19 protein-coding genes are annotated in these 21484 nt (G+C 49.6%); 12 read left to right on the top strand and 7 right to left on the bottom strand.

What is annotated here, in order from left to right; genetic code table 11:
* Positions 1-12 precede the first annotated feature (12 nt).
* Complete coding sequence (locus tag WG68_RS03690; protein ID WP_046556287.1) at positions 13-1932, top strand: glycosyltransferase family protein; 1920 nt, start codon at positions 13-15, stop codon at positions 1930-1932.
* A gap of 130 nt (positions 1933-2062) precedes the next feature.
* Here the strand turns inward: WG68_RS03690 and WG68_RS03685 are convergent, their stop codons facing one another.
* The 7 genes from WG68_RS03685 to pseB form a co-directional block, all read right to left on the bottom strand.
* The gene (locus WG68_RS03685; RefSeq protein ID WP_046556286.1) at positions 2063-2842 is read right to left on the bottom strand and encodes a class I SAM-dependent methyltransferase; all 780 of its coding nucleotides are present in this window, start codon (positions 2840-2842) and stop codon (positions 2063-2065) included.
* Positions 2843-2920: 78 nt separating this feature from the next.
* Positions 2921-3367, bottom strand: a complete 447-nt coding sequence (locus WG68_RS03680; protein WP_046556285.1) for a GNAT family N-acetyltransferase — start codon at positions 3365-3367, stop codon at positions 2921-2923.
* 3 nt (positions 3368-3370) lie between these two features.
* Complete coding sequence (gene pseI / locus WG68_RS03675) at positions 3371-4420, bottom strand: pseudaminic acid synthase (protein ID WP_046556284.1); 1050 nt, start codon at positions 4418-4420, stop codon at positions 3371-3373.
* A 12-nt stretch (positions 4421-4432) separates the two neighbouring features.
* The gene (gene pseG / locus WG68_RS03670) at positions 4433-5470 is read right to left on the bottom strand and encodes a UDP-2,4-diacetamido-2,4,6-trideoxy-beta-L-altropyranose hydrolase (RefSeq protein ID WP_046556283.1); all 1038 of its coding nucleotides are present in this window, start codon (positions 5468-5470) and stop codon (positions 4433-4435) included.
* Complete coding sequence (pseF, locus tag WG68_RS03665; protein WP_046556282.1) at positions 5467-6165, bottom strand: pseudaminic acid cytidylyltransferase; 699 nt, start codon at positions 6163-6165, stop codon at positions 5467-5469. The genes pseG and pseF overlap by 4 nt, the downstream gene beginning before the upstream one ends.
* Positions 6162-7310: a UDP-4-amino-4,6-dideoxy-N-acetyl-beta-L-altrosamine transaminase gene (gene pseC / locus WG68_RS03660; RefSeq protein ID WP_046556281.1), complete on the bottom strand. Its 1149-nt coding sequence runs from the start codon at positions 7308-7310 to the stop codon at positions 6162-6164. Before pseC ends, pseF begins: the two co-directional genes overlap by 4 nt.
* Positions 7311-8309 carry a UDP-N-acetylglucosamine 4,6-dehydratase (inverting) gene (pseB, locus tag WG68_RS03655; protein WP_046556280.1) on the bottom strand — a complete coding sequence of 333 codons (999 nt, stop codon included), beginning with the start codon at positions 8307-8309 and terminating at the stop codon, positions 7311-7313.
* A gap of 212 nt (positions 8310-8521) precedes the next feature.
* Here pseB and WG68_RS03650 point away from each other — a divergent pair, with 212 nt between their 5' ends.
* From WG68_RS03650 to WG68_RS03600, 11 genes are all read left to right on the top strand, one after another.
* Complete coding sequence (locus WG68_RS03650; RefSeq protein WP_046556279.1) at positions 8522-9316, top strand: flagellin; 795 nt, start codon at positions 8522-8524, stop codon at positions 9314-9316.
* Positions 9317-9433: 117 nt separating this feature from the next.
* Positions 9434-10903: a sigma-54 dependent transcriptional regulator gene (locus WG68_RS03645; RefSeq protein ID WP_046556278.1), complete on the top strand. Its 1470-nt coding sequence runs from the start codon at positions 9434-9436 to the stop codon at positions 10901-10903.
* A gap of 117 nt (positions 10904-11020) precedes the next feature.
* Positions 11021-12112: a sensor histidine kinase gene (locus tag WG68_RS03640; RefSeq protein ID WP_052748941.1), complete on the top strand. Its 1092-nt coding sequence runs from the start codon at positions 11021-11023 to the stop codon at positions 12110-12112.
* A complete protein-coding gene (locus WG68_RS03635; protein WP_046556277.1) occupies positions 12109-13509 on the top strand; it encodes a sigma-54-dependent transcriptional regulator in 1401 nt (466 codons plus the stop codon). The genes WG68_RS03640 and WG68_RS03635 overlap by 4 nt, the downstream gene beginning before the upstream one ends.
* A 167-nt stretch (positions 13510-13676) precedes the next feature.
* Positions 13677-14015 carry a flagellar hook-basal body complex protein FliE gene (gene fliE, locus WG68_RS03630; RefSeq protein WP_046556276.1) on the top strand — a complete coding sequence of 113 codons (339 nt, stop codon included), beginning with the start codon at positions 13677-13679 and terminating at the stop codon, positions 14013-14015.
* A gap of 10 nt (positions 14016-14025) precedes the next feature.
* A complete protein-coding gene (fliF, locus tag WG68_RS03625; protein WP_046556275.1) occupies positions 14026-15738 on the top strand; it encodes a flagellar basal-body MS-ring/collar protein FliF in 1713 nt (570 codons plus the stop codon).
* Positions 15731-16762, top strand: coding sequence for a flagellar motor switch protein FliG (gene fliG / locus WG68_RS03620; RefSeq protein WP_046556274.1), 1032 nt, complete (start codon positions 15731-15733; stop codon positions 16760-16762). Before fliF ends, fliG begins: the two co-directional genes overlap by 8 nt.
* 46 nt (positions 16763-16808) lie before the next feature.
* Positions 16809-17738, top strand: coding sequence for a flagellar assembly protein FliH (fliH, locus tag WG68_RS03615; RefSeq protein WP_046556273.1), 930 nt, complete (start codon positions 16809-16811; stop codon positions 17736-17738).
* Positions 17731-19071, top strand: a complete 1341-nt coding sequence (fliI, locus tag WG68_RS03610; RefSeq protein WP_046556272.1) for a flagellar protein export ATPase FliI — start codon at positions 17731-17733, stop codon at positions 19069-19071. The genes fliH and fliI overlap by 8 nt, the downstream gene beginning before the upstream one ends.
* Complete coding sequence (gene fliJ, locus WG68_RS03605) at positions 19071-19523, top strand: flagellar export protein FliJ (RefSeq protein WP_046556271.1); 453 nt, start codon at positions 19071-19073, stop codon at positions 19521-19523. Before fliI ends, fliJ begins: the two co-directional genes overlap by 1 nt.
* 90 nt (positions 19524-19613) lie before the next feature.
* Positions 19614-21416, top strand: a complete 1803-nt coding sequence (locus WG68_RS03600; protein ID WP_046556270.1) for a flagellar hook-length control protein FliK — start codon at positions 19614-19616, stop codon at positions 21414-21416.
* Positions 21417-21484 lie beyond the last annotated feature (68 nt).

Here is a 21484-nt window from a genome sequence, read left to right as displayed (position 1 = left end):
TGGAAAGAATAAATGACCGGATTAAACAGTAAGTGCAAAGACATCATCTTTATTGATTGTCACACTGTAGAGGCCACAAATGGCTTATCTGACCGTGAGCATACAGACGATAATATACTTCGGATTCAATGTGACGCTGATGCTTACATTGAGCCACTAATGTCTGCTTTGAGGACTCATTATCAAAAGTTTAAAACAGTTAGTCTGGTAACGAATAATGTTACTGTACACCATGAACTGACACAATTTTTCCCGGAGCTATTTCGGACAACGGAATTAATTGATAAGCAATCTCTTTCTCAAACAGATGTTACAGAGCTAAAAAGCACGACGCTACCGCATTTCAGAATACAGCTGACAGAGCCTGTTGTATCAGTTGAGTTTGAACAGCTTAAACGTTTTTTTATGCTGGATGAGAGGCTGACTGATGTTTCTGAAAGTGAATTAATACAGCAGCTTACAGATGCATTTATCAGTAAGCTGTCGGGCCAGCAATGTGCTTTTTCCGTTTTTGTACAAATCCGCTTACTGAGCTTTTATTCCGCTAAACTTAACAAATATGGTGATGCATACTTTAAAAGTCTCTCGACCAAATGTGGTGATAGCAATGTCAGCATCGGGCAACTCTGGCAGTTAATATCGGACAATCGTTACACCGAAAATGAGCGTTTTTTTATTTATAACCAGGTTTTGTCGATGGAGTTTAGCGGGGTACTAAAAGACAAATCTGATTTTAATACTCGCTTCAATGCTTACAGGGGGGTTCTGGAACAATTCGCTGCTCAACTCGGCACGCTGGGGCCTTTCATTGATCAAACGCAGCGCAACCCCGATATTATCTTCGTCTTTATTGGTCAATTTCTCAGCCCCAGCCATGCTCCAAGTAAAATTGCCCTGGAAATCGTTAAATCACTGTGTGTATCTGCTAAAAAACAGGTCGTTTTAATTGATACTTGCGAGCTCTTACCTGCTGCAGGAGCTTTACCCTGGTATGACGCCGCCTATGGCAACAGAGGGCAGTACAACGCTGAAACGTTAACGTACGAGGGTGCGCATTTTAATTACCTGCAACTGTCTGCTGGTATGCCTAATCTAGCAGAGATAGCAGGTATTATTGATTTAACAAAAAAGTACAAACCATATTTCTCTATTACTGTTGGTGAAAGCATTACTGCAGATATTTGCAACCATTTAATTCCGAATATTGTAATTCCGACAGTAGCTGTTTTATCACATACAATTAGTCAATTTAGAATTTTGGGTGAAGGATATTCCATCGATGGATTTAAACCCGAAAATTATCATCCTGATCTCAATAAAGGGATTATTCAAGGTAATGTGTTGGCTTCTGTTACACCGCCAGAAAGAAAAGTAACTCGAGAAGAATTAGGTTTGCCACCAGATAAATTTATCTTTGCTTTGGTTGGAAATAGACTTGACTTAGAAGTTAGTGAAAGTTTCCTGGACCTTATTCTTAGTTCGTTTGATGATGATATGTTTCTTGTTTTTATTGGTGATTTTAAAAGGTATTCTGTGTTGTCTGAGCACCTTCCAATGCTAAAAAAATCATCAATAACGTTAGGTTATCAACGTGATCTGGCCTCAGTAATTGACTTGGTTGATGTTTATATTAATCCTGAAAGAGTTGGTGGCGGCACATCTGCTTTGTATGCGCTTAGTCTTGGTGTGCCTGTCGTTTCTTATAATTCAGGTGATGTATTTGCCATTTGTGGTGATTATTTTTCAGTTGCAGATGATGATGAATATAAAGCTAGAATGGTGCATCTGAAAAATGACAGGGATTTTTACATGATGCAAAAATTACAGGCAATTGAAATGTTTAAGTTAAAAAGTGATTCAGGTTCAATTTTAAAACTTATTTCACAGGTTGTGTCGAATGATCTTTTTAATCGATGTCAGGACTTCTCCTGAAACACTAGACACTAGCCGGGTAAAATACAACTTTAGTAAAGTATCAATTCATAGAGAGGGTTATTAATCTTCGCAGCTTAACAGAATTAATATAAAATGCCTGATAAGCTGGTATGCCTGATATCTAATATCAAATGAAACTTATGTTGGCTCTTTGTTTACCATAAATTACCTTAGCAGAAGAGATCAACTGGTATGGCAATTCTACATAGGCGACATCGGAGTTTGATATCGCGATATCAACGGTCTGAATCAAAGGTGAATCTTTTCTTACCAGAATAACATCAGACCAGTCAGTATTGGTAAGTGCGATTGGGATATAATCTGTGCGCTTCATAAAGCTTGTTAATGCTTCAAGAACACCAAGATTCTGTTTAGTCCCTGCATCACTATGACAGCAGTCATTTAATATCATAAAGCCGTGCGGTGCCAGCAAGTCTTTATAGTACATTAGGTCCCGTAGAACATACTCGTACTGATGACTGGCATCGACATATATAATATCAAATTTTTCTATGCCTGTAGCTGGGCGTATTTTAGCTATCGCTTTAATTGTATCTTCGCGGATAATGGTGACATTGCTAAAATCACTAAACTTGCCTAAACATTCTGCGTATATTTTATCAAAAGTTGACTGCTCACTCAGTGAGCCGCCAAAGTAATATGAATAGGTCTCGATCGGATTAATCCACGGTGGTAGTGTGTGGAAAGGGCTATATGTTTTTGTAATATCTGTACTCCAACTATCTATCAGCACCATGTGCTCAGGAGATAAAATATTATACATATTAAGCGCATTTTCACCTCTTAGTACGCCAAGCTCAGCAATCAAAGGTTTCTTACCATGAGCTTCAAATACGGCGCTGAGGACATGCAAGAAAAACTCCCTATTAGCATTACAGACTTTCATACAGTACCTACAATTTAAAAAAATCAGATTTAATAATTAAGCAAATTTTATGCCGTCAGATTGATTCATGCCAAAATACTAGCCTGGTGTCTGGTATGCATAATACATGATGCCATTGTGCGTATATTGATATGTTAAACCAGCAAACTCGGCGACGCGCGCTGATGCAATATTGTCAGACAGAATCTCAGCGATTATTTTTCCTGTTAGTTGGCTTACCAACAATTTAACCATAGCTTTAGCCAGGCCTTTGCCGCGACATTCCGCAGCGACTGTCCAGGAAATGCGATGACTGTCTGCAGTTGAATCTACCCTGACAGTGCCGACCGGCTGACCGGCATATTCTGCAATATACAGCCTGCGTTGCGGATTACTCAGGCTTTGCTGTAGCCAGTGTCTATGCTGCTGCTCAGTAACCTGCTCCGGGTTAAGGCTGAATCGGCGCGTATCGGCGTCATTACGCCAGTGCAAAAGGCGTTCAGCGTCGGCCATAGTGGCAAAGCGGAGCCGGACAGATGCACTCATGTTTTAGATTAACTCCCAACTGAGCGGAGTGCCCATCGTAACGTTCTTTTTCACCTGACGGCCAAGAAACTGAGTCAGGTACTTTGGCGGCAGGCCAAGCCCGGGCCGCACAGAGCGCAGATTATCTGCAGTAAAGATGTCACCGGCTTGCATATCTTTGGCAATATAGAGTGAGCGGCGGTGTATCCGTGAGGCAATTTCTTTTTCGGTACAGCCATAATGCACTTTACCTAATGCATCCTTAGCTTTACGGCATTCTGACACCAGCAGGCTGAATTCGGCCGGCTCCATGGAGAATGCCGCATCAATACCGCCTTCACTACGGTCCAACACAAAGTGCTTTTCAATCACGGTTGCGCCCAGCGCCACGGCAGCCACGCTGACACCAATACCGGCGGTGTGATCAGATAAGCCGACTTGGCAGCCAAACAGCGCCGCCAGGTGCGGAATAGTATGTAAGTTGGCGTCAATGGGACGCGCCGGGTAATTGCTGGTGCATTTTAATAAGATAATGTCACGGCAACCGTTGTGTTGCAGTACTTCAACAGCTTCAGCCAGTTCAACTTGGGTGGCCATGCCGGTAGATATGATCACCGGTTTACCGGTGCGGGCAACGGCGGCGATTAAACCATGATCGATATTTTCAAACGAGGCAATTTTATAGCAAGGCACATCCAGCTGTTCCAGGTAGTCTACCGCGGTTAAATCAAACGGTGAGCTGAACGCCAGCATGCCTAACTCTTTTGCTTTGTCAAACAACGGCTTGTGCCACTCCCACGGCGTCATTGCTTGTTGATACAGGCTGTACAGTGAGCTGCCGTGCCAAAGGCTGTCAGGGTTATCAATAAAAAATTCATTCTGGTGCAGGTTCAGCGTAATGGTATCCGGGGTATAGGTTTGCAGCTTTATCGCGTCAGCACCACATTTTGCTGCCGCTTCAACCATCAATAATGCCTTATCCAGACTTTGATCATGGTTGCCGGATAATTCGGCAATAATAAACGGCGGCTGGTCCGGCCCTATCACATGTTTACCAAGCATAATTACAGCCATTATTTATCCTCGTTACGGATGTCCGTTATTCAGTGTCTTCAATATAGTTTCAACTACCAGTGGTGTGCCTGCGGCAGCCGGTATCAGACCGGCTGCCGTTTGGCCCATACTATCAAGCAGTGCCGGTTGCGACAGGTAATAGCACAGTTGCTCTGCAAAGAACTCTGCTGACATATCTGCAGCCTGTCCCAACCATACACAGGCGCCAAGCTGGTCAAGATAAGCCGTTGCCGCCTGCTGATTTCCGGCAACGGTAACAACCAAACCTGGCAGAGCACTAATACACCTTTCCCAATGACTGGCACCACCACCACCAAGCATGAGTCGTGCTTGATGCATTAACTTCGCCATATAGTTACATTGCACATGTAACCGTGTATTGGGCAGGCTTGCAGTAAGTTGTTGAATTTCCGCATGCCACGGGTTACTAGCTCCAATTACAATATCGGCAGTTAACCCGGGGATCTTTAGTTTGGTGAAAGCCTCAATGGCCAGGCGGGTTAAATTGTGTTCATCACTGCCACCAAAACCTATCAGAATTTTCAGACTGTTTCGTGCTGCATAAGCTTGGTAAAACTCTTCTCGCAGTAGCGCATAAGCTGGCCCTGCCAATACTTTGCACTGCGCCGGTACAAGCATGCTGTAACGTTGTTCTGCATTAGGTAACAGGTTTTGATCCAGCAGCAGGTCGCAGTCATATGTGCGGTTGGCCAGGTCATCTATCTGCATAACATGCTGGCAACGGGCTCGCAGTTGCCGACAATAGTCAGCTGACAGCGCGTAGTGATCCACAACCAGCAAGGTATAATTCTGCGTTAACCCTGCAAGCGTCGCGGTTGCATCTGCAGCCTGGGTGGTAAGAAGCTCCGGTAACGGCAGCACGTTAAAACTCTGGCTGCGGATAACATCCGCTAAATGGCCAGCTGTTATCCGGCAGGCAAAATCACAGTGCGCGCCCAGCTTACACAAAGCATGTGCCAGGGCCAGGCAGCGCATAACATGGCCTGAACCTATGGCCACGGAAGCATCGGTACGAAACAGTACGTTCACTGCGCAGGCACCTGTAACAATTGGTATAGCAGCTCGGCCCGCTGCCAGTCCTCAGCAGTATCTATATCCTGCACTAAATGCGCCGGTAACAGCAGCATTCTGGAACCTGCGCCGAAGACAGATTTGCTGGTATCCAGCCAGGTATCAGCTGTTGCCCAATAGAGTTGACCGGCATCATGGAAGGTTTCTGCCAGATCTTGCGAGCGGAGCATAATGCTGGCCGGGTCAAATGGCACTACGCCGCCTTGCGGCGTTTGAAGCAGGGCGCGCTGGATTGGAAAAGAGAAGCTGCCAGCAGTAAAGACATAATCTGCCTTGCTGCTGCGCAGTATTTGGTATGCCGCTGCAATACGTTCACCATTTAACAATGGGGTAGTGGCGTAAATGCAAGCGCAGGCGCTAAGCGGCCAACCTTGTTGTTGCAGCTCAGCAACGGCGTTACGTATAACGTCTGTAGTGCCGGTAAAATCGTCCGCCAGCTCAGCCTTGCGTATAAAAGGTGTTTCTGCACCGTAGTGCCTGGCTATGTCAGCTATTTCTGGATCATCGGTGGATACCACCACTTTATCAACCACGCCGCTTCGCATTGCCGCCTGAATGGGATAAGCCAGCATAGGCTGGCCACAGAAGTCTTTAATATTTTTGCGGGGTATTCGTTTGCTACCACCGCGAGCGGGGATGATAGCAACTCTCATTTTACTAACTCTGCAAGTTTCTCAGCGATAAATTGCTGTTGCTCGCCGGTCAGTTCGGGAAAAATCGGCAGGCTGATAATTCGCTCATAAAAATCTTCAGCTACCGGAAAGTCGCCCCAGTCAAAGCCCAGTTGCTGATAATACGGCTGGGTATGAATAGGGATGTAGTGCACATTAACACCTATGCCGGCATCACGCAGACCATCAAATACCGCTTTGCGTTTGGTTTTGTCATGCAGCCGGATAATATACAAATGCCAGGCACTGATATTAAAAGCTTCCGGCTCGGGTATGCCAACAGGCAGTGTGGTCAGTAAACGCTGGTAGTGGGCCGCCAGCAGTTGCCGTTTCTGGATAATCGGCAGCAGCCGCTGGCTTTGGCTTAAACCCAGTGCAGCTTGCAGGTCAGTCATCCGGTAATTTAAGCCCAGCAGCAACTGCTGATAATACCAGGCGCCATGGCTGGGTTCACTCATTAAGCTTTCATCGCGGCTGATACCATGGCTGCGCAGTAAGCGCATTTTCTCAGCCAGTTCAGCACTGTTTGTCAGCGCCGCACCGCCCTCGGCGGTGGTAATAATTTTTACCGGATGAAAACTAAATACCGTAATATCGCTGTAACGGCAACAGCCAACGGGTTCATCCTGGTAACTGGCGCCCACTGCGTGTGACGCATCTTCGATAATCTTAAAATCAAATTCGTTCGCCAGATAATGGATTTGCTGCATGTCACAACTGGCACCGGCTAAGTGCACCGGGATCACGACCTGTGGCAAGGTATCACTGCTGCGGGCTTGCTCCAGTTTTTGCCTTAATTTATCTATTGCCATATTACCGGTATCTGGCTCGACATCGACAAAATCAACGGTAGCACCGCAGTAGCGGGCGCAGTTTGCCGAAGCAACAAAGCTGATGGGGGAGGTCCAGACCCGGCTGCCGGGGCCGACACCCAATGCCAGGCAGGCAATATGTAACGCTGAGGTCGCACTGTTAACGGCTACCGCTTGCGCTGCCGTGGTCAGTTCACATAAACGCTGCTCAAAAGCTGGTACGGCAGGGCCCTGGGTCAGGAAATCGCTTTGCAATACCTCAATTACCGCATCAATATCCTGCTGGCTGATATGCTGCCTGCCGTAGGGGATCATTTAGGCATAGTCCTGGTTAAACTGACGGATGGTGTCTATATCCATAAAGTCAGGGTTAGTGTCAGAGACATATTCAAAGCTGACTGGCACCATCTGGCCTTTTTCACCCAGGGCATTGCCGCTAAAATCATTACTGCGGTTAAAAAACTTTATCGCCGGCGCTATCACAAAATGATCAGCAAACTCAAAGGTATGATATGACATATCGCCCGGGCACATCATTTCATGCAGTTTTTCGCCGGGACGAATGCCGACAATTTTAATCGGTAAATCAGGGGCCATGGCTTTGGCGAGATCGACAATCCGGATTGACGGGATTTTTGGTACAAAAATCTCTCCGCCCAGCATTCGTTCGAAGTTTTTTAAAACAAAATCGACCCCTTGCTGCAGGCTGATCCAAAAGCGGGTCATTTCAGCATGCGTCACTGGCAGGTGGTCATTACCTTTGGCAATCAGTTGCTGGAAAAACGGTACTACAGAACCGCGAGAGCCTACCACATTGCCATAGCGCACCACTGAAAAACGCGGCTTGCTACCACCTGAGATGTTATTAGCCGCCACAAACAGTTTGTCGGAGGCCAGCTTAGTAGCACCGTACAGGTTAACCGGATTCGCTGCTTTATCAGTGGACAGCGCTATCACCTTTTCAACGTTATTGTCTAATGCCGCATTAATCACATTCTCCGCACCGTTAATATTGGTGCGAATGCATTCCATCGGGTTGTATTCGGCAGCGGGCACTTGTTTCAGAGCTGCGGCATGAATAACATAATCAACGCCATGCATGGCTCTGCTCATGCGCTGCGCGTCACGCACATCACCAATAAAATAACGCATGCAGCTCTGGTCAAATCGTTGCTGCATTTCATACTGCTTTAGCTCGTCACGTGAGTAAATAATAATTTTTTTCGGCTTGTAACGCGCCAATAGTGTTTCGGTATATTTATGACCAAAGGAGCCGGTACCTCCGGTGATCAGTATGGTTTTTCCATCAAACATAGCGCGCCCTCGAACATTTAATTAGCATAGTAGCTGACTTTCTGGCTTTAGTATAAGAACTTAGCATAAAGTATGCCTAAAGTAATATTGTTAGTATTTTGATGGTGTTAGCTAGATAGTTTTGTCAAATACGCTGGTACAGCGGGTCAAGTGGTAGATCGCTGCCAGATCGGCTAAACTATAGTCAATTTCTCGGCAGAAGTGGTAAGACTATGAAAGTGAATAATCCAACCGGTTTAAACGGTCTTAATCAGGCGCAATTACAACAGGATAATTTACTGAAAAAACTGGCTACGGGTCGTCGGATTAACAGTGCTGCCGATGATGCTGCGGGTTTGCAGATTGCCAATCAGCTAAGTAGTAGTATTAATGCTAAAACTCAGGGGGAGCGCAATGTCTACGATGGCGTGTCGCTGGCCAGAGTTTATGAGCAGGGGTTGCAGGGCGTTAATGATAACCTGGGTGAACTTAGCCGGCTTGCAGTGGCTGCAGGTAACGGTATTTATGGCACTGAGGAACGGGCTGCACTGCAGGCAGAAGCCGATGCTTATGTAGCAAATGCACAGCAAATTATTGATAACACGGAGTTTGCGGGCAAAAAGTTGTTTGGGGCTGACGCCAGTGTGGCTTTTGGTACCGGTTCCGGCAGTATCAGCCTTACCACTACTGATGTCGCGGCCGGTTTACAAAGCAGCAATGCCTTTGCTATCGACTTTTCCAGTGCGGCTGGGGCTTCTGCTGCGCTTGATAATATTGCGCAGGCGCGTGATTTTATCGGTGATCTGCAAACCCAGGCGGGGGCAGAAGCGAATCGGTTTGCCAGTGCTGCCAGTAACCTGAGCGGCCAGCGGGTAGCCGAAGCCGGGGCTCGCAGCAGAATAGAAGACTTAGATTTTGCCCGGGCGACCAGTAATAAAACCGCTGCTGATATTTTGGCGCAAAGCTCGACCAGTGTGGCAATGCAGGCCCGTATGCAACAACAGCAGGCTCTTACTTTGCTGGGTTGAAGATATCACTTTAAAAACGCTATTTTTTTGACAGCTGTCAAAAAAATAGCGTTTATGGTTGCATGTGTCCGTTAGCGCAGTACAATGAAATTAAAGCAATAACTATAATACGGCAGTATGTCAGCTAATCCACCGCTCTATATCGTTGACTCGCAGCAGCGCCGGGCTGAACGTCTGGCTACTGTGCTTAGTTTTATTAACGAGTCTTATCAGATGGTTAGCCATCAGGCTTTATTGCAACAGCTAGCTGTTGATACTCCAGCTGTGGTGTTGCTGGGAGCCATCGGTGATACTGAACATAGTAAGCTGCTGGTGCGCTACCCCAGTTGTGCATTTTTGTTGCTGGGCGAGACGTTAACGCCATTATTGCAACTTCCCAATGCTGTAGGGCTGTTGACTGAACCTTTTTCGTATAATTCCCTTACCCAACTGCTGCGGGATTGTCAGCAGTATCATCGCTTATTACCCGGCCAGCGGCAGACAGACACCGCATTAAAATTTGATGGTATGGTCGGCCAGACTGAGCCGATGCAAAAAGTTCGATTTTTAATTGCGCAGGTCGCTAAAACCGATGCCAATGTGCTGGTTTTAGGTCAGTCGGGTACCGGTAAAGAAGTGGTTGCCCGCAATATTCATCTGCTGTCAAACCGTGCTGCCGGGCCTTTTGTGCCGATTAACTGCGGTGCCATCCCGGCCGAGCTGCTGGAAAGTGAGTTATTCGGCCATGAAAAAGGGGCCTTTACCGGTGCCATTTCTACCCGCAAGGGACGGTTTGAACTGGCGCAGGGCGGCACGCTATTTCTGGATGAAATAGGCGATATGCCACAACCGATGCAAGTAAAACTGCTGCGGGTATTGCAGGAGCGAATTTTTGAGCGGGTAGGCGGTAGTCAACCGATTAAAGCCGATGTAAGAATTATTGCTGCTACCCATCGCGATTTAGAGCAGATGATCAGTGAAGGCCATTTCCGGGAAGATTTATTTTACCGGCTTAATGTGTTTCCGATTGAAACTCCGGCACTGAGCCAGCGCTGCGATGACTTACCCTTACTGATCCAGGAGTTGCTCAGCCGCCACGCAGGCAGTCAGCAAAGCCGGATTAAATTTACCGAACGGGCGCTGGACAGTTTAAAATTGCATAACTGGCCGGGCAACGTGCGCGAGCTGGCCAATTTACTGGAGCGGATGCTGATTATGTATCCGGATCAGGTAGTAGATGTCGCCGAGTTACCACAAAAATACTGTTATCTGGACGTAGAGAGCTATCAGCCGGTTTATCCGGAAGCTTTGCTGGAACGTGACATGTTAAATGATATGTTTGCAGCCAGCGCCAGTGAAGATGAACCGGCAACGAGCAGCTTAACCACCGCCAGCAATGGCATTACAGTCAGCCTGCCGACACTTAGCGATATTCCTGCAGATCGCTTTGATTTAAAAGAGTACCTGGCAGAGCTGGAAATACAGCTGATTTCCAACGCTTTGCAACATCATGATTTTGTGGTGGCGCGCGCCGCCGAAGTGCTGGGGTTACGCCGCACTACGTTAGTTGAGAAAATGCGTAAGTATAACCTGGGGCGGGAAGAGTAAGTGTATCTTGTCAAGGTTTTGACGGTGAATTTCTCTATATAGTTTATTAAATTCAATGGTTTAAGTTTGGCATAATCTCTGCATCCGCTATGTTATTTAGTCAGGGGCACCAGTATTATGCCAAATGTAAGTCAGTATTCGGCGGTCAGCGCACAGCCACGGCTAAGCAGTATGGTCAGCCAGGCCATCGCTGGGTTTGGCACTGATGCCGACAACCGCTTGCAGCACATTATTAATGTGCTGCCTGCTGGCGTGGTGTTGTTAAGTGCCAGAGGGGTCGTGTCTGAAGCGAACCCGGTAGCCATTACCATGCTGGGCCAGCCGTTGCTGGGCCAACCCTGGTTAGAGATTATTAACCGCTGTTTTGCCCCGCGCAGCGATGATGGCCTGGAAGTATCACTGAAAGATGGTCGCCGGTTAAAGCTGGAAATCAGTCCGCTCAGCCCAGAGCCTGGCCAGTTAATTGTACTGACCGACTTAACACAGACTCGCCAGCTGCAAAGCCGGCTGGCCCATTTGCAGCGGTTATCCACCCTCGGCAAAATGATGGCCACCCTGGCGCATCAAATTCGCACCCCGTTGTCTTCAGCCATGCTGTATGCCGAGAATCTTGGCAGCAGCAAACTTAGTCCGGTGTCGCAGCAGCAATTTCAGCAAAAGCTGATGGCCCGCCTGCATGATTTAGAGCAACAGGTTAACGATATGCTGTTGTTTGCCCGCTCAGGCACCGCCCAGGCGGTACAACCCTTTACCCTGCAAAGTTTATTAAATGAAGTGAATGCCGGCGCTGAAGCATTGTTGTTGCAGCATCAGGCGCAACTTACGGTCAGCACCCGCTGTGCTAATGTCTATTTACTGGGTAATCTCAGTAGTTTGGCCGGCGCCATCCATAACCTGATCCAAAATAGTCTGCAGGCGGTGACCAGCGGTGCGCATATCCACCTGTCTGCCAGTCAGGCCGGCGACAACCTGACAGTGATTGTCACTGACAATGGCCCCGGCATAGCCGAGGAGCTGCAACCGCATATTTTTGAGCCATTTTTCAGCCGGCGTCAGCATGGCAGTGGCTTAGGGCTGGCCGTGGTGCAGGCGGTTGTCAGCTCGCATCAGGGCAAAGTGCAGTATCTGGCTCGGCCAGATTGTGGCGCCTGCTTTGTAATTGAAATACCGATTCATTATGTTGAGCCAGCCAACCGAGGTAGCGAATGACAACAACGACGCCCATTCTGATTGTTGAAGACGATGCCGGCCTGCGGGAAGCGTTGTGCGATACGCTGAGCCTGGCCAGTTACAAGGTGTTCAGTGCCGATAGTGCGGAAAGTGCCTTACTATTGTTAAAAAAGCAACGGGTACGGCTGGTGGTCAGTGATGTGCAGATGGGCCAGGTATCTGGCTTAACCTTGCTGAAAACCTTGCGCCAGCATTATCCACAATTACCGGTGCTGATGATGACAGCCTATGCCAATGTGCAGGATGCGGTTGAGGCCATCCGGTTGGGTGCAGTTGATTACCTGGCCAAGCCCTTTGCGCCCCAGGTGCTGCTGAATACCGTAAGTCGCTACGTGTTGCCCGAGCAAACCAATCCGGCGACGCCCGTCGTCGCCGCGCCGGCCAGCAAAGCCTTGCTGGAGTTAACGGCCCGGGTGGCGCGTTCAGAAGCCAGTGTGATGATCTCTGGCCCCAGTGGCTCAGGCAAGGAAGTATTAGCCCGGTATATTCATCAGCAATCACCACGCGCAGCCGGGCCTTTTATTGCGATAAATTGCGCCGCTATTCCGGAGAATATGCTGGAATCTACCTTATTTGGCTATGATAAAGGCGCCTTTACCGGCGCGATAGCAGCTTGCCCTGGCAAGTTTGAACAGGCGCAGCACGGTACCTTGTTGCTGGACGAAATAACCGAAATGGATTTAAACCTGCAGGCCAAATTACTGCGGGTACTGCAGGAACGCGAAGTAGAGCGCCTTGGCAGTCAAAAAACCATTAAGCTGGATGTGCGGGTATTGGCCACCAGTAACCGTGATTTACAGCAAGCCGTGGCCGATGGCAGTTTTCGGCAGGACTTGTTCTTCCGCTTAAACGTGTTTCCACTAAACTGGCCGGCATTAGCAGAGCGGTCAGAAGATATTGCACCGCTGGCCGAGCATTTGATCAGTAAGTACTGCCTGCAACAAGGCCGGCCAAAGCTGTCGCTCTCTGACAGTGCTCAAGCGCTGCTGCAGCAACATAGTTGGCCGGGTAATGTCCGTGAGCTGGATAATGTGATCCAGCGGGCGCTTATTCTCTGCCAGAGCGAGCAGATCACAGCGGCGGATATCTTGTTATCAGCTGACCCGTCCGTTGTCATGCCAGCAAAAGAAAGCCTGCCCCACCAAACTGTGAGTGCGCAGCAGAGCACGCTGCCGGTTGAGCCGCCGGCTGAGACTGCTGTGCCAGACGACTTTAAAACCGAGCTGCATGAGCAGGAGCATCGCATTATCCTTGCTACCCTTAAAGCCTGTGCTTATAAGCGCAAAGCGGTGGCCGAGAAGCTGGGTATCAGCGATCGTACCCTGCGTTACAAACTGGCCCGGATGCGCGAATCCGGTATTGAATTGCCTGTGTAGGTGTTGTTAATACACTTTTCTGCCAAAAAGCCGCATTGTCGGCTTTTTTCGTATTAAAATTAGCAACTTAAAAGTGGCATAACTCCTGCTTTGTAAACCTTGTAGCCAATAGCTGGCAATTTATTGACGCAGCACTTTTGGTCAGGCTTTTTAAACAGGGTACCAATATGAACATTAAAGGTCAGGCGTTATACGTCCAAATGCAATCGATGGCCACTCAGGCCCGCAGCGTGTCGGCCGAACTCAAACCTATTCAGCCACTGGCCGAAGTTAACGCCAGCCAGACAGAATTTAGTACCTTGTTTAAAGATGCCTTAAAAACAGTGAATAATGTGCAGATAAATGCGGCTGAGCTGAGAACCCGGGTTGAAATGGGCGATCCGAATGTATCGCTGGTACAGGCCATGATAGCCGGGCAAAAATCGGGATTAGCATTTGAGGCAACGGTGCAGGTGCGTAATAAAATCGTTGAAGCTTATAAAGAAATTATGGCAATGCCGGTTTAAGGGGTAGCACGTGGCAGACAATCAATCAACTGAGCTGGCAATAAGTCCCGGTGACTTTAACAGTTCAACGAATATTGAAACGCAGGAGCAAAAATCAGGCTTTCTGGGTGCTATCGGCGGGGTAGATATGATGCGCCAGATCACCCTGATGGCGGCGCTGGTAATCTGTCTGGTGATTGCGGTGTTGATATTTTTCTGGGCGCGCCAGGCTGAAATGCGGCCGCTTGGTACTTATGCTACCCAGGAACTGATCCAAACCCTGGACCATTTAGATTCGCAAAAAGTAAAATACAAACTTGAGGGCAACGTTATTTATGTGCCGGAAGACAAATTCCAGGCGATCCGGCTGGGCCTGTCGCGGGCGGGGTTAACCCAGGAGCCTTCTGCCGGCACAGAGTTTTTATTACAGGATAGCGGTTTTGGGGTAAGCCAGCGCCTGGAGATGGAGCGGCTTAAACACAGCCGCGAGCAGCAATTAGCCCGCACTATTGAAGAGCTGCAAAGTATTGCCCGGGCCCGGGTGCTGTTAGCCATACCCAAAGAAAATGTGTTTGCCCGCCAGGCAGCCTTGCCATCAGCAACAGTATTGGTCACCGCGCGTGGCGGCACAGTGGTTCGTGACAGTGAGGTAGATGCTATTGTTGATTTGGTAGCGTCGGCAGTGCAAGGTCTTGAGCCAAGCCGGGTAACGGTGAGCGATCAAAGTGGTCGTTTACTGAACAGTGGCTCGCAAGATGGCAGTGCCACCCGTTCGCGCCGCGAGCATGAACTGCAACGCACCCGCGAAGATGAATACCGGCAAAAAGTGGATTCAATATTGCTGCCGGTGCTGGGATACGGTAACTATACTGCCCAGGTTGATTTAATGCTGGATTTTACCGCGGTAGAGCAAACCCAAAAACGCTTTAATCCGGATTTACCGGCAATTCGCAGCGAAATGACCATCGAAGAAAACAGTGTTGGTGGTATTGGCGGCGGTATTCCGGGAGCCTTGTCCAACCAGCCACCGCTGAACTCTAATATTCCGGAGCAGGCCACCGGCGACAATGCCCGGCCGGTGATCCCTGGTCGTAATCACCGTGAGTCGACCCGTAACTATGAACTGGATACCACTATCAGTCACACCTCGCAGCAAAGTGGCGTTATTCGCCGTTTATCGGTATCTGTAGCGGTAGACTATCAACCAGGCGAGCCGAATGCCGATGGTGTCAGTGTGCCGCAGCCTCGCACACAGCAATCGCTGGCTAATATCCGTCGTTTATTGCAAGGTGGTATTGGCTTTGATGCGCAGCGCGGCGACACCATTGAAGTGATTTCAGTGCCCTTTGTCCGCGAAGAGCTGTATGAAGAAGTATCAGTGGCGTTTTATCAGGAAGATTGGTTCTTGCGGATGATGCGTTTGTTGATCGGGGGTATTATTATTCTGGCATTAATGCTGGGCATAGTGCGGCCGATGCTGAAAAAACTGATTTACCCTGAGCAGACAGAAGATGCCTACGATGAAAACGCGCTAAGCAGCGGTCTGGATTTAGGTGATGACACCATCGATATGCTAAGTTCTCGATTTGATGAAAACGCAGTAGGCTTTGCCCCGGACGGCACTTTAATGTTGCCAGACTTACATGGTGACGAAGATTTACTGCGGGCGGTTCGGGCACTGGTCGCCAATGAACCTGAATTATCCTCTCTGGTAGTGAAAAACTGGTTGGCTGAAGATGAATAATATAGAACAAAAACCCTCATTCGATGTTGGCAAGCTGGATGGTGTTGAAAAAGCCGCCATACTGTTACTCAGCCTGTCGGAAGAAGATGCTGCCCAGATTTTAAAACACCTGGAGCCTAAGCAGGTGCAAAAAGTGGGTCTGGCGATGGCGCAGATGACGGACTTAAACCAGGCGAAAATTTCTGCGGTGCATCGCTTGTTTATCGAGCAAATTCAGAATTTCAGTACTATCGGCTTCCAGAGTGAAGAGTTTATTAAGCGGGCGTTAACTGCCGCGCTGGGTGAAGAGAAAGCAGCGAACCTGATTGATCAGATAGTACTGGGTGGCGGCGCCAAAGGCCTGGATTCATTGAAGTGGATGGATTCCAAGCAGGTGGCGAATATTATTCGCAACGAGCACCCGCAAATTCAAACTATAGTACTGTCGTATCTGGACCCGGAACAGTCGGCTGAAATTTTATCCCAGTTTTCAGAGAAGGTTCGTTTAGACTTAACCATGCGGATTGCTAACTTAGAAGAAGTTCAGCCAGCGGCATTACAGGAATTGAACGAAATTATGGAGAAACAATTTGCCGGTCAGGCAGGCTCCCAGTCAGCGAAAATGGGCGGTTTAAAAGCAGCTGCCGATATTCTGAATTATCTGGATACCAATATGGAAGGCCAGTTAATGGATTCTATCCGTGAGCATGACGAGGAGATGGCACAGCAAATTCAGGATCTGATGTTTGTGTTTGAAAACCTGATTGATGTTGATGACCGTGGTATTCAGGTGCTGTTGCGTGAGATCCAGCAAGACGTATTGATGAAAGCGTTAAAAGGCACTGACGAAAACTTAAAAGAGAAAATCTTTAAAAATATGTCCAAACGTGCTGCTGAATTGCTGGTTGATGATTTAGAGGCCATGGGGCCGGTACGGGTAAGCGAAGTTGAAACCGCCCAGAAAGAAATTCTGTCGACGGCACGCCGCTTATCCGATGCCGGTGAAATTATGCTTGGTGGTGGTGGTGGTGAAGACTTCTTATAACAGACGTGTTGCAAAAGGCTTCTTATCTCAGGCTGCGGACTAAATAATGACTAAAACGGCAACTCCACATACCAGACCTTATTCACCCGATGCCGCTGCGGCGGAGCAGGTTAAGCAATGGCATACCCCCGATTTAACCGCAGACGCCCACCGTCAGGAAACTCGTACCAATGCGCTAAATATGCATCTGCCAGAAGCCCGGCAGCTGCACACTGCGCCGGCCGACGAGGAGCTGTCGGTGCAACCACTGACCGTCGATGATATAGAACAAATGCGCCAGGCTGCCTATGATGAAGGGATGGCCCAGGGAAAAGAAGAGGGCTTTGCCAAAGGCTACAGCGAAGGCCGTGAGCAAGGGCAGCAAGATGGCTTTAAGCAAGGCCAGGCTGAGGGTAAAAAGCAGGGGCTGGCGGATGCCAGTACTGAACTTGATGCACTGCGGGCCGAGCTAAGTGTGCTGTTAGATCAGCTGCAGCAGCCGTTGGCAACCCTGGATAGTTATGTTGAGCAGGAGTTGGTGCAACTGGCACTTTTGATGGCCAAAGCGGTGATCAACACAGAAGTGAAAACCAACCCTAAGGTTATTTTACAGGCTTTGCAGGAGGCGGTTAGCGCCTTACCACTGCAAAGCGATAATGTGCTGATTAAGCTTAACCCGGCTGATATTACCAGCATTAAACGCCATTACACTGACACTGAACTTTCAAAGCGGGGCTGGCAATTAAGGCCTGAACCTTTGCTGCAGCAGGGAGGATGCCTGGTTGAAACCAGCAGTTCCAGCGTTGACAGAAGTTTAGAGCAACGCATACAAAGCAGTTTGGAGCACTTTTTGTTGTTAGCGGATGCGACAGAGCAAGCCGCCGGCGCTACGGCAACGCCGGTGGCAGACGTGCCTGAATCGCCAGCACAAGATACCTCGCCAGAGTTGGATGATGCGCCAGCGTCGCCACCGCCGGAAGCGCCCCCACATGACTGAAAGCAGCTTGTTACAGCGCCTGCATCAGCAGCGGCAATATATTTATTCGTCGTTGCCGGCAGTGTCGGGCCATTTAGTCAGAGTGGTCGGTTTAACACTGGAAGCGACGGGGTGCCGGGCCGCCATTGGCCAGCCTTGTCTGGTGGAAAGCATTCGCGGCCCTATTCTGGCCGAAGTGGTCGGTTTTGCGAATGACCGGCTATTTCTGATGCCGCAGGATGATATCACCGGTGTGGTGCCAGGGGCGAAGGTGACGCCGGTGCTGCAATATAAAGGGGTGCCACTGAGTTTGAATTTACTGGGGCGGGTGATAGATGGTGTGGGCAAACCGCTTGATGGCAAAGGGCCGATTAAAGCCACTGAGTTCAGTAAAGGCAAGGGCAAACCCATTAACCCGTTGTTGCGCCGGCCGGTAAAGCAACCGCTGGATGTGGGCGTGCGGGCCATCAACAGCATCGTCACCGTAGGCAAAGGCCAGCGGATGGGGTTATTTGCCGGCAGTGGTGTCGGTAAAAGTGTGCTGCTGGGCATGATGACCCGCGGCACCGCTGCCGATGTTATTGTCGTTGGGCTGGTTGGAGAGCGGGGGCGCGAAGTTAAAGAATTTATTGATGAAATACTGGGCGAAGAGGGCAAAGCGCGCTCAGTAGTGGTGGCCGCACCGGCCGACGTTTCGCCGTTGATGCGCTTGAAAGGCTGTGAAACTGCAGTGCAGGTGGCTGAATATTTTCGGGATCAGGGCCTGGATGTGCTGCTGCTGATTGATTCCATCACCCGTTATGCACAGGCCCAGCGTGAAATTGCGCTGGCGGTTGGCGAGCCGCCCGCTACCAAAGGCTATCCGCCGTCGGTATTTGCCAAATTACCGGCACTGGTAGAGCGGGCCGGCAATGGCAGTGGCCATCAGGGGTCTATTACGGCGTTTTACACCGTTTTGTCAGAAGGCGATGATTTGCAGGATCCGATAGCGGATGCCTCGCGGGCCATTCTTGATGGCCATATTGTGTTGTCGCGTACCCTGGCGGACAGTGGCCATTTTCCGGCAATAGATATTGAAAAGTCGATCAGTCGGGTTATGCCGGCCGTCACCAGCCCTGAACATCAGCAATTAGCACGAAATGTGAAGCAGCTGTATGCCAGCTACCAGCAAAGTAAAGATTTGATCGCCATTGGTGCTTATGTCCGTGGCAGCGACCCCTTGCTGGATCAGGCCATTGGCCTGATGCCAAAAATTAATCTGTTTTTGCAGCAAGGTATGAAAGATATTGTGCCTTACGATGACAGTTTAGCGGCGCTGAGTCAGGTACTACCTGCACCGCGGATGGCCGGCTAATGGTTGCTCACCGTTTTGCTTTGATTATTAAAGTTCAGCGTGAGCGCGAAGATAATCTGCAGGCGCAGTTTATTAAAGCTCAGCAGTATTTTCAGCAAGCGGAACAGAAATATCAGGGATTGGCTAACTACCGTACCGAATACATTCAGCAAAGCCAGCGTCAGGGCAGCCAGGGCCTGCAAAGTCGCCAATACAGCCAGTATGTTAATTTTATCGGTAAATTAGATCAGGCGCTGATCCAGCAAGCCCGGGTGGTGCATCAAGCCAAGGCTGCCGCTGAGCAGCGCAAGCAAAGCTGGTTAAAAATGCAAACCAAACGCAAAGCGCTGGAGCTATTGGTGCAGCGCGCAGATAGCGCTGCGCTGCAAATACTGGAGCGGCAGCAGCAAAATCTGAGTGATGAATATGCAGGCCAGCAGTTTTACCGTCGCCAACTAAGCCAACAGGAATAATACCGGCTTATTATAAAACTGGCGTGATTTTTGTATATTTATTCTAAATAGCGAATAACCGGCGCACCACCATACCGCCAGGAGTTGCAGATGAATCCATTGTTGTCACTATCTTTCTTAAGCCCCGGACCTGTCGCCAACGGCGCTGAGTCTGCTTTGAATGAGCTGGATCCTGCCGCGGATAACAGCCATACCGATGGTGGCTTTAGCCGGTTGTTGCATCAGTCAGGCGACCAGCAAACTGCTGGCAGGCAAAGTTTTGCCGCTTTTAGTTTTATGACTAAAAGCAAGCAGGCAGCGAGCCTTGAGCCAACGCAAGCGGGACGTCCGGAAATCAGCTTGCCCCCGGTAATACCTCCAGAAGCTGAGCTGGCAGCGCTGGATGACACCGAAGCGGCGTCACTGTTAGGCTTGCTGGATCAGGCCAGCCAGACCCGGCAGCAGCTGGCAACTCAGGCAAATGAACACGCTTCAGGGCGCGGTATGGTGTTGGCTGATGTTAAAGTTGGGATAAAAGGGGAGTGGTTTATTTTACCGGCTTATCCTGAACCCGCCGAGCTTGACGCCGACAATGACCAAGGCAGCGATGTTGACAGCGAGGCTGCTGCGCCTGACGTCAACTTAACCGGACAGCAACGGCTGAAGGCCAGCAAGGCGGCAAGCGCAGCGGAGTTAACGCAACTTTTCACTGAGCAAGAGCCTGCAGGTAACGGTAGCAGAGCAATCACAGCTGCGACGGATGCTAACGAAGGCCGGGCAGCGGCAGTGGAACAAGCCGCCAGCGCTACCCTTATTTCAGCTGCAGGTAGGCCAGAGGGCGGTGAAAAACTTGCTCAGCCTGCCACTGGCAGTGAAGCTGCTAAGGCACAACAAATGTCTGCTCAGCTGCAGGGCAGTATGCCCAAACAGGCATTGGCAACAGATAACGCGGATACTGCTAATCTGGCAGCGGCGGTTGATAATATGCTGCTGGCAAGGCAATCGACTGATCTGCCACAGCAAAAGGTTGCTGGTCTGCAACACCCTGCCGAGCAGGCAACGCAGCAGGTTGCCGTTGCCGGTTCATTGCGCCCCGCCACCACCATTTTTGACGGGGTTGAGGCCAGACTGGCCGCAAAACCTGGCAGTGATGACCTGCCAGCCAGTGCGCAGGCTACTCTGGCGCTGCTGTCTGATGCGGCTAAAGCAAAACAGCAGCAAGCTGGTGGATCACTAACAGCGGCTGCTCAGGCCAAACAAACCTCGCCAGCCAATACTGAGCAAAGCGAGCCCGCTGCCAGGATTGATGCTGCTTTGTCAGGCATAACCCGGTCTGATGTGACGCTCACCGCGTTTAACAGCAGTTTTAGTGTGCCAGCTCAGGCTCAGGCCGACGTGGTTGCAGCCAGGCTTGATGCGGCGACTATAGCGACTGCACAGCAGTCGGCAGAAAGGGCAAAAACTCAGGGGGCGGCTAAAACACTAACGGAGCAGTTAAAGCAGGTTAACTTGCTGGAGCAACATGCCGCCGGACAACTGAAAGAGCGCATTAACCTGATGGTGCGACAAAATATTCAGATTGCTGAGATCAGGCTTGACCCGGCAGATTTGGGCCAGATGCAAATCCGGGTGAATCTGCAGCAGGAACAGGCATCTGTGCAGTTTATTGTGCAGCAACAGCACGCCAAAGAGTTATTAGAGCAACAGATGCCCAGGCTGCGGGAAATGCTGCAGCAGCAGGGAATTCAGTTAGGTGAAGGCCAGGTACAGCAGCAACGCCAGGGGGAAAGCCAGGGGCAGGCTGCAGGTAATGGTCGCCATGGTCAGGATGGGCAGCCCCATGCTGATGAGCAGGCGACAGCTGTCCAGTTAGAGGTTAAGCTTAGTGAGCGACTGGTAGACTATTATGCCTGATATACGGCCTCGCCTGGCAGATTAACAATTTACATTAGTATGGGCCAGTGAGCATAATAGCCCAACTT

Source organism: Arsukibacterium ikkense, from assembly GCF_000987775.1.
GTDB classification, from domain to species: domain Bacteria; phylum Pseudomonadota; class Gammaproteobacteria; order Enterobacterales; family Alteromonadaceae; genus Alishewanella; species Alishewanella ikkense.
The sequence above is the reverse complement of the archived record's forward strand: the minus strand, read 5'-3'. Positions and strand labels throughout refer to the sequence as shown.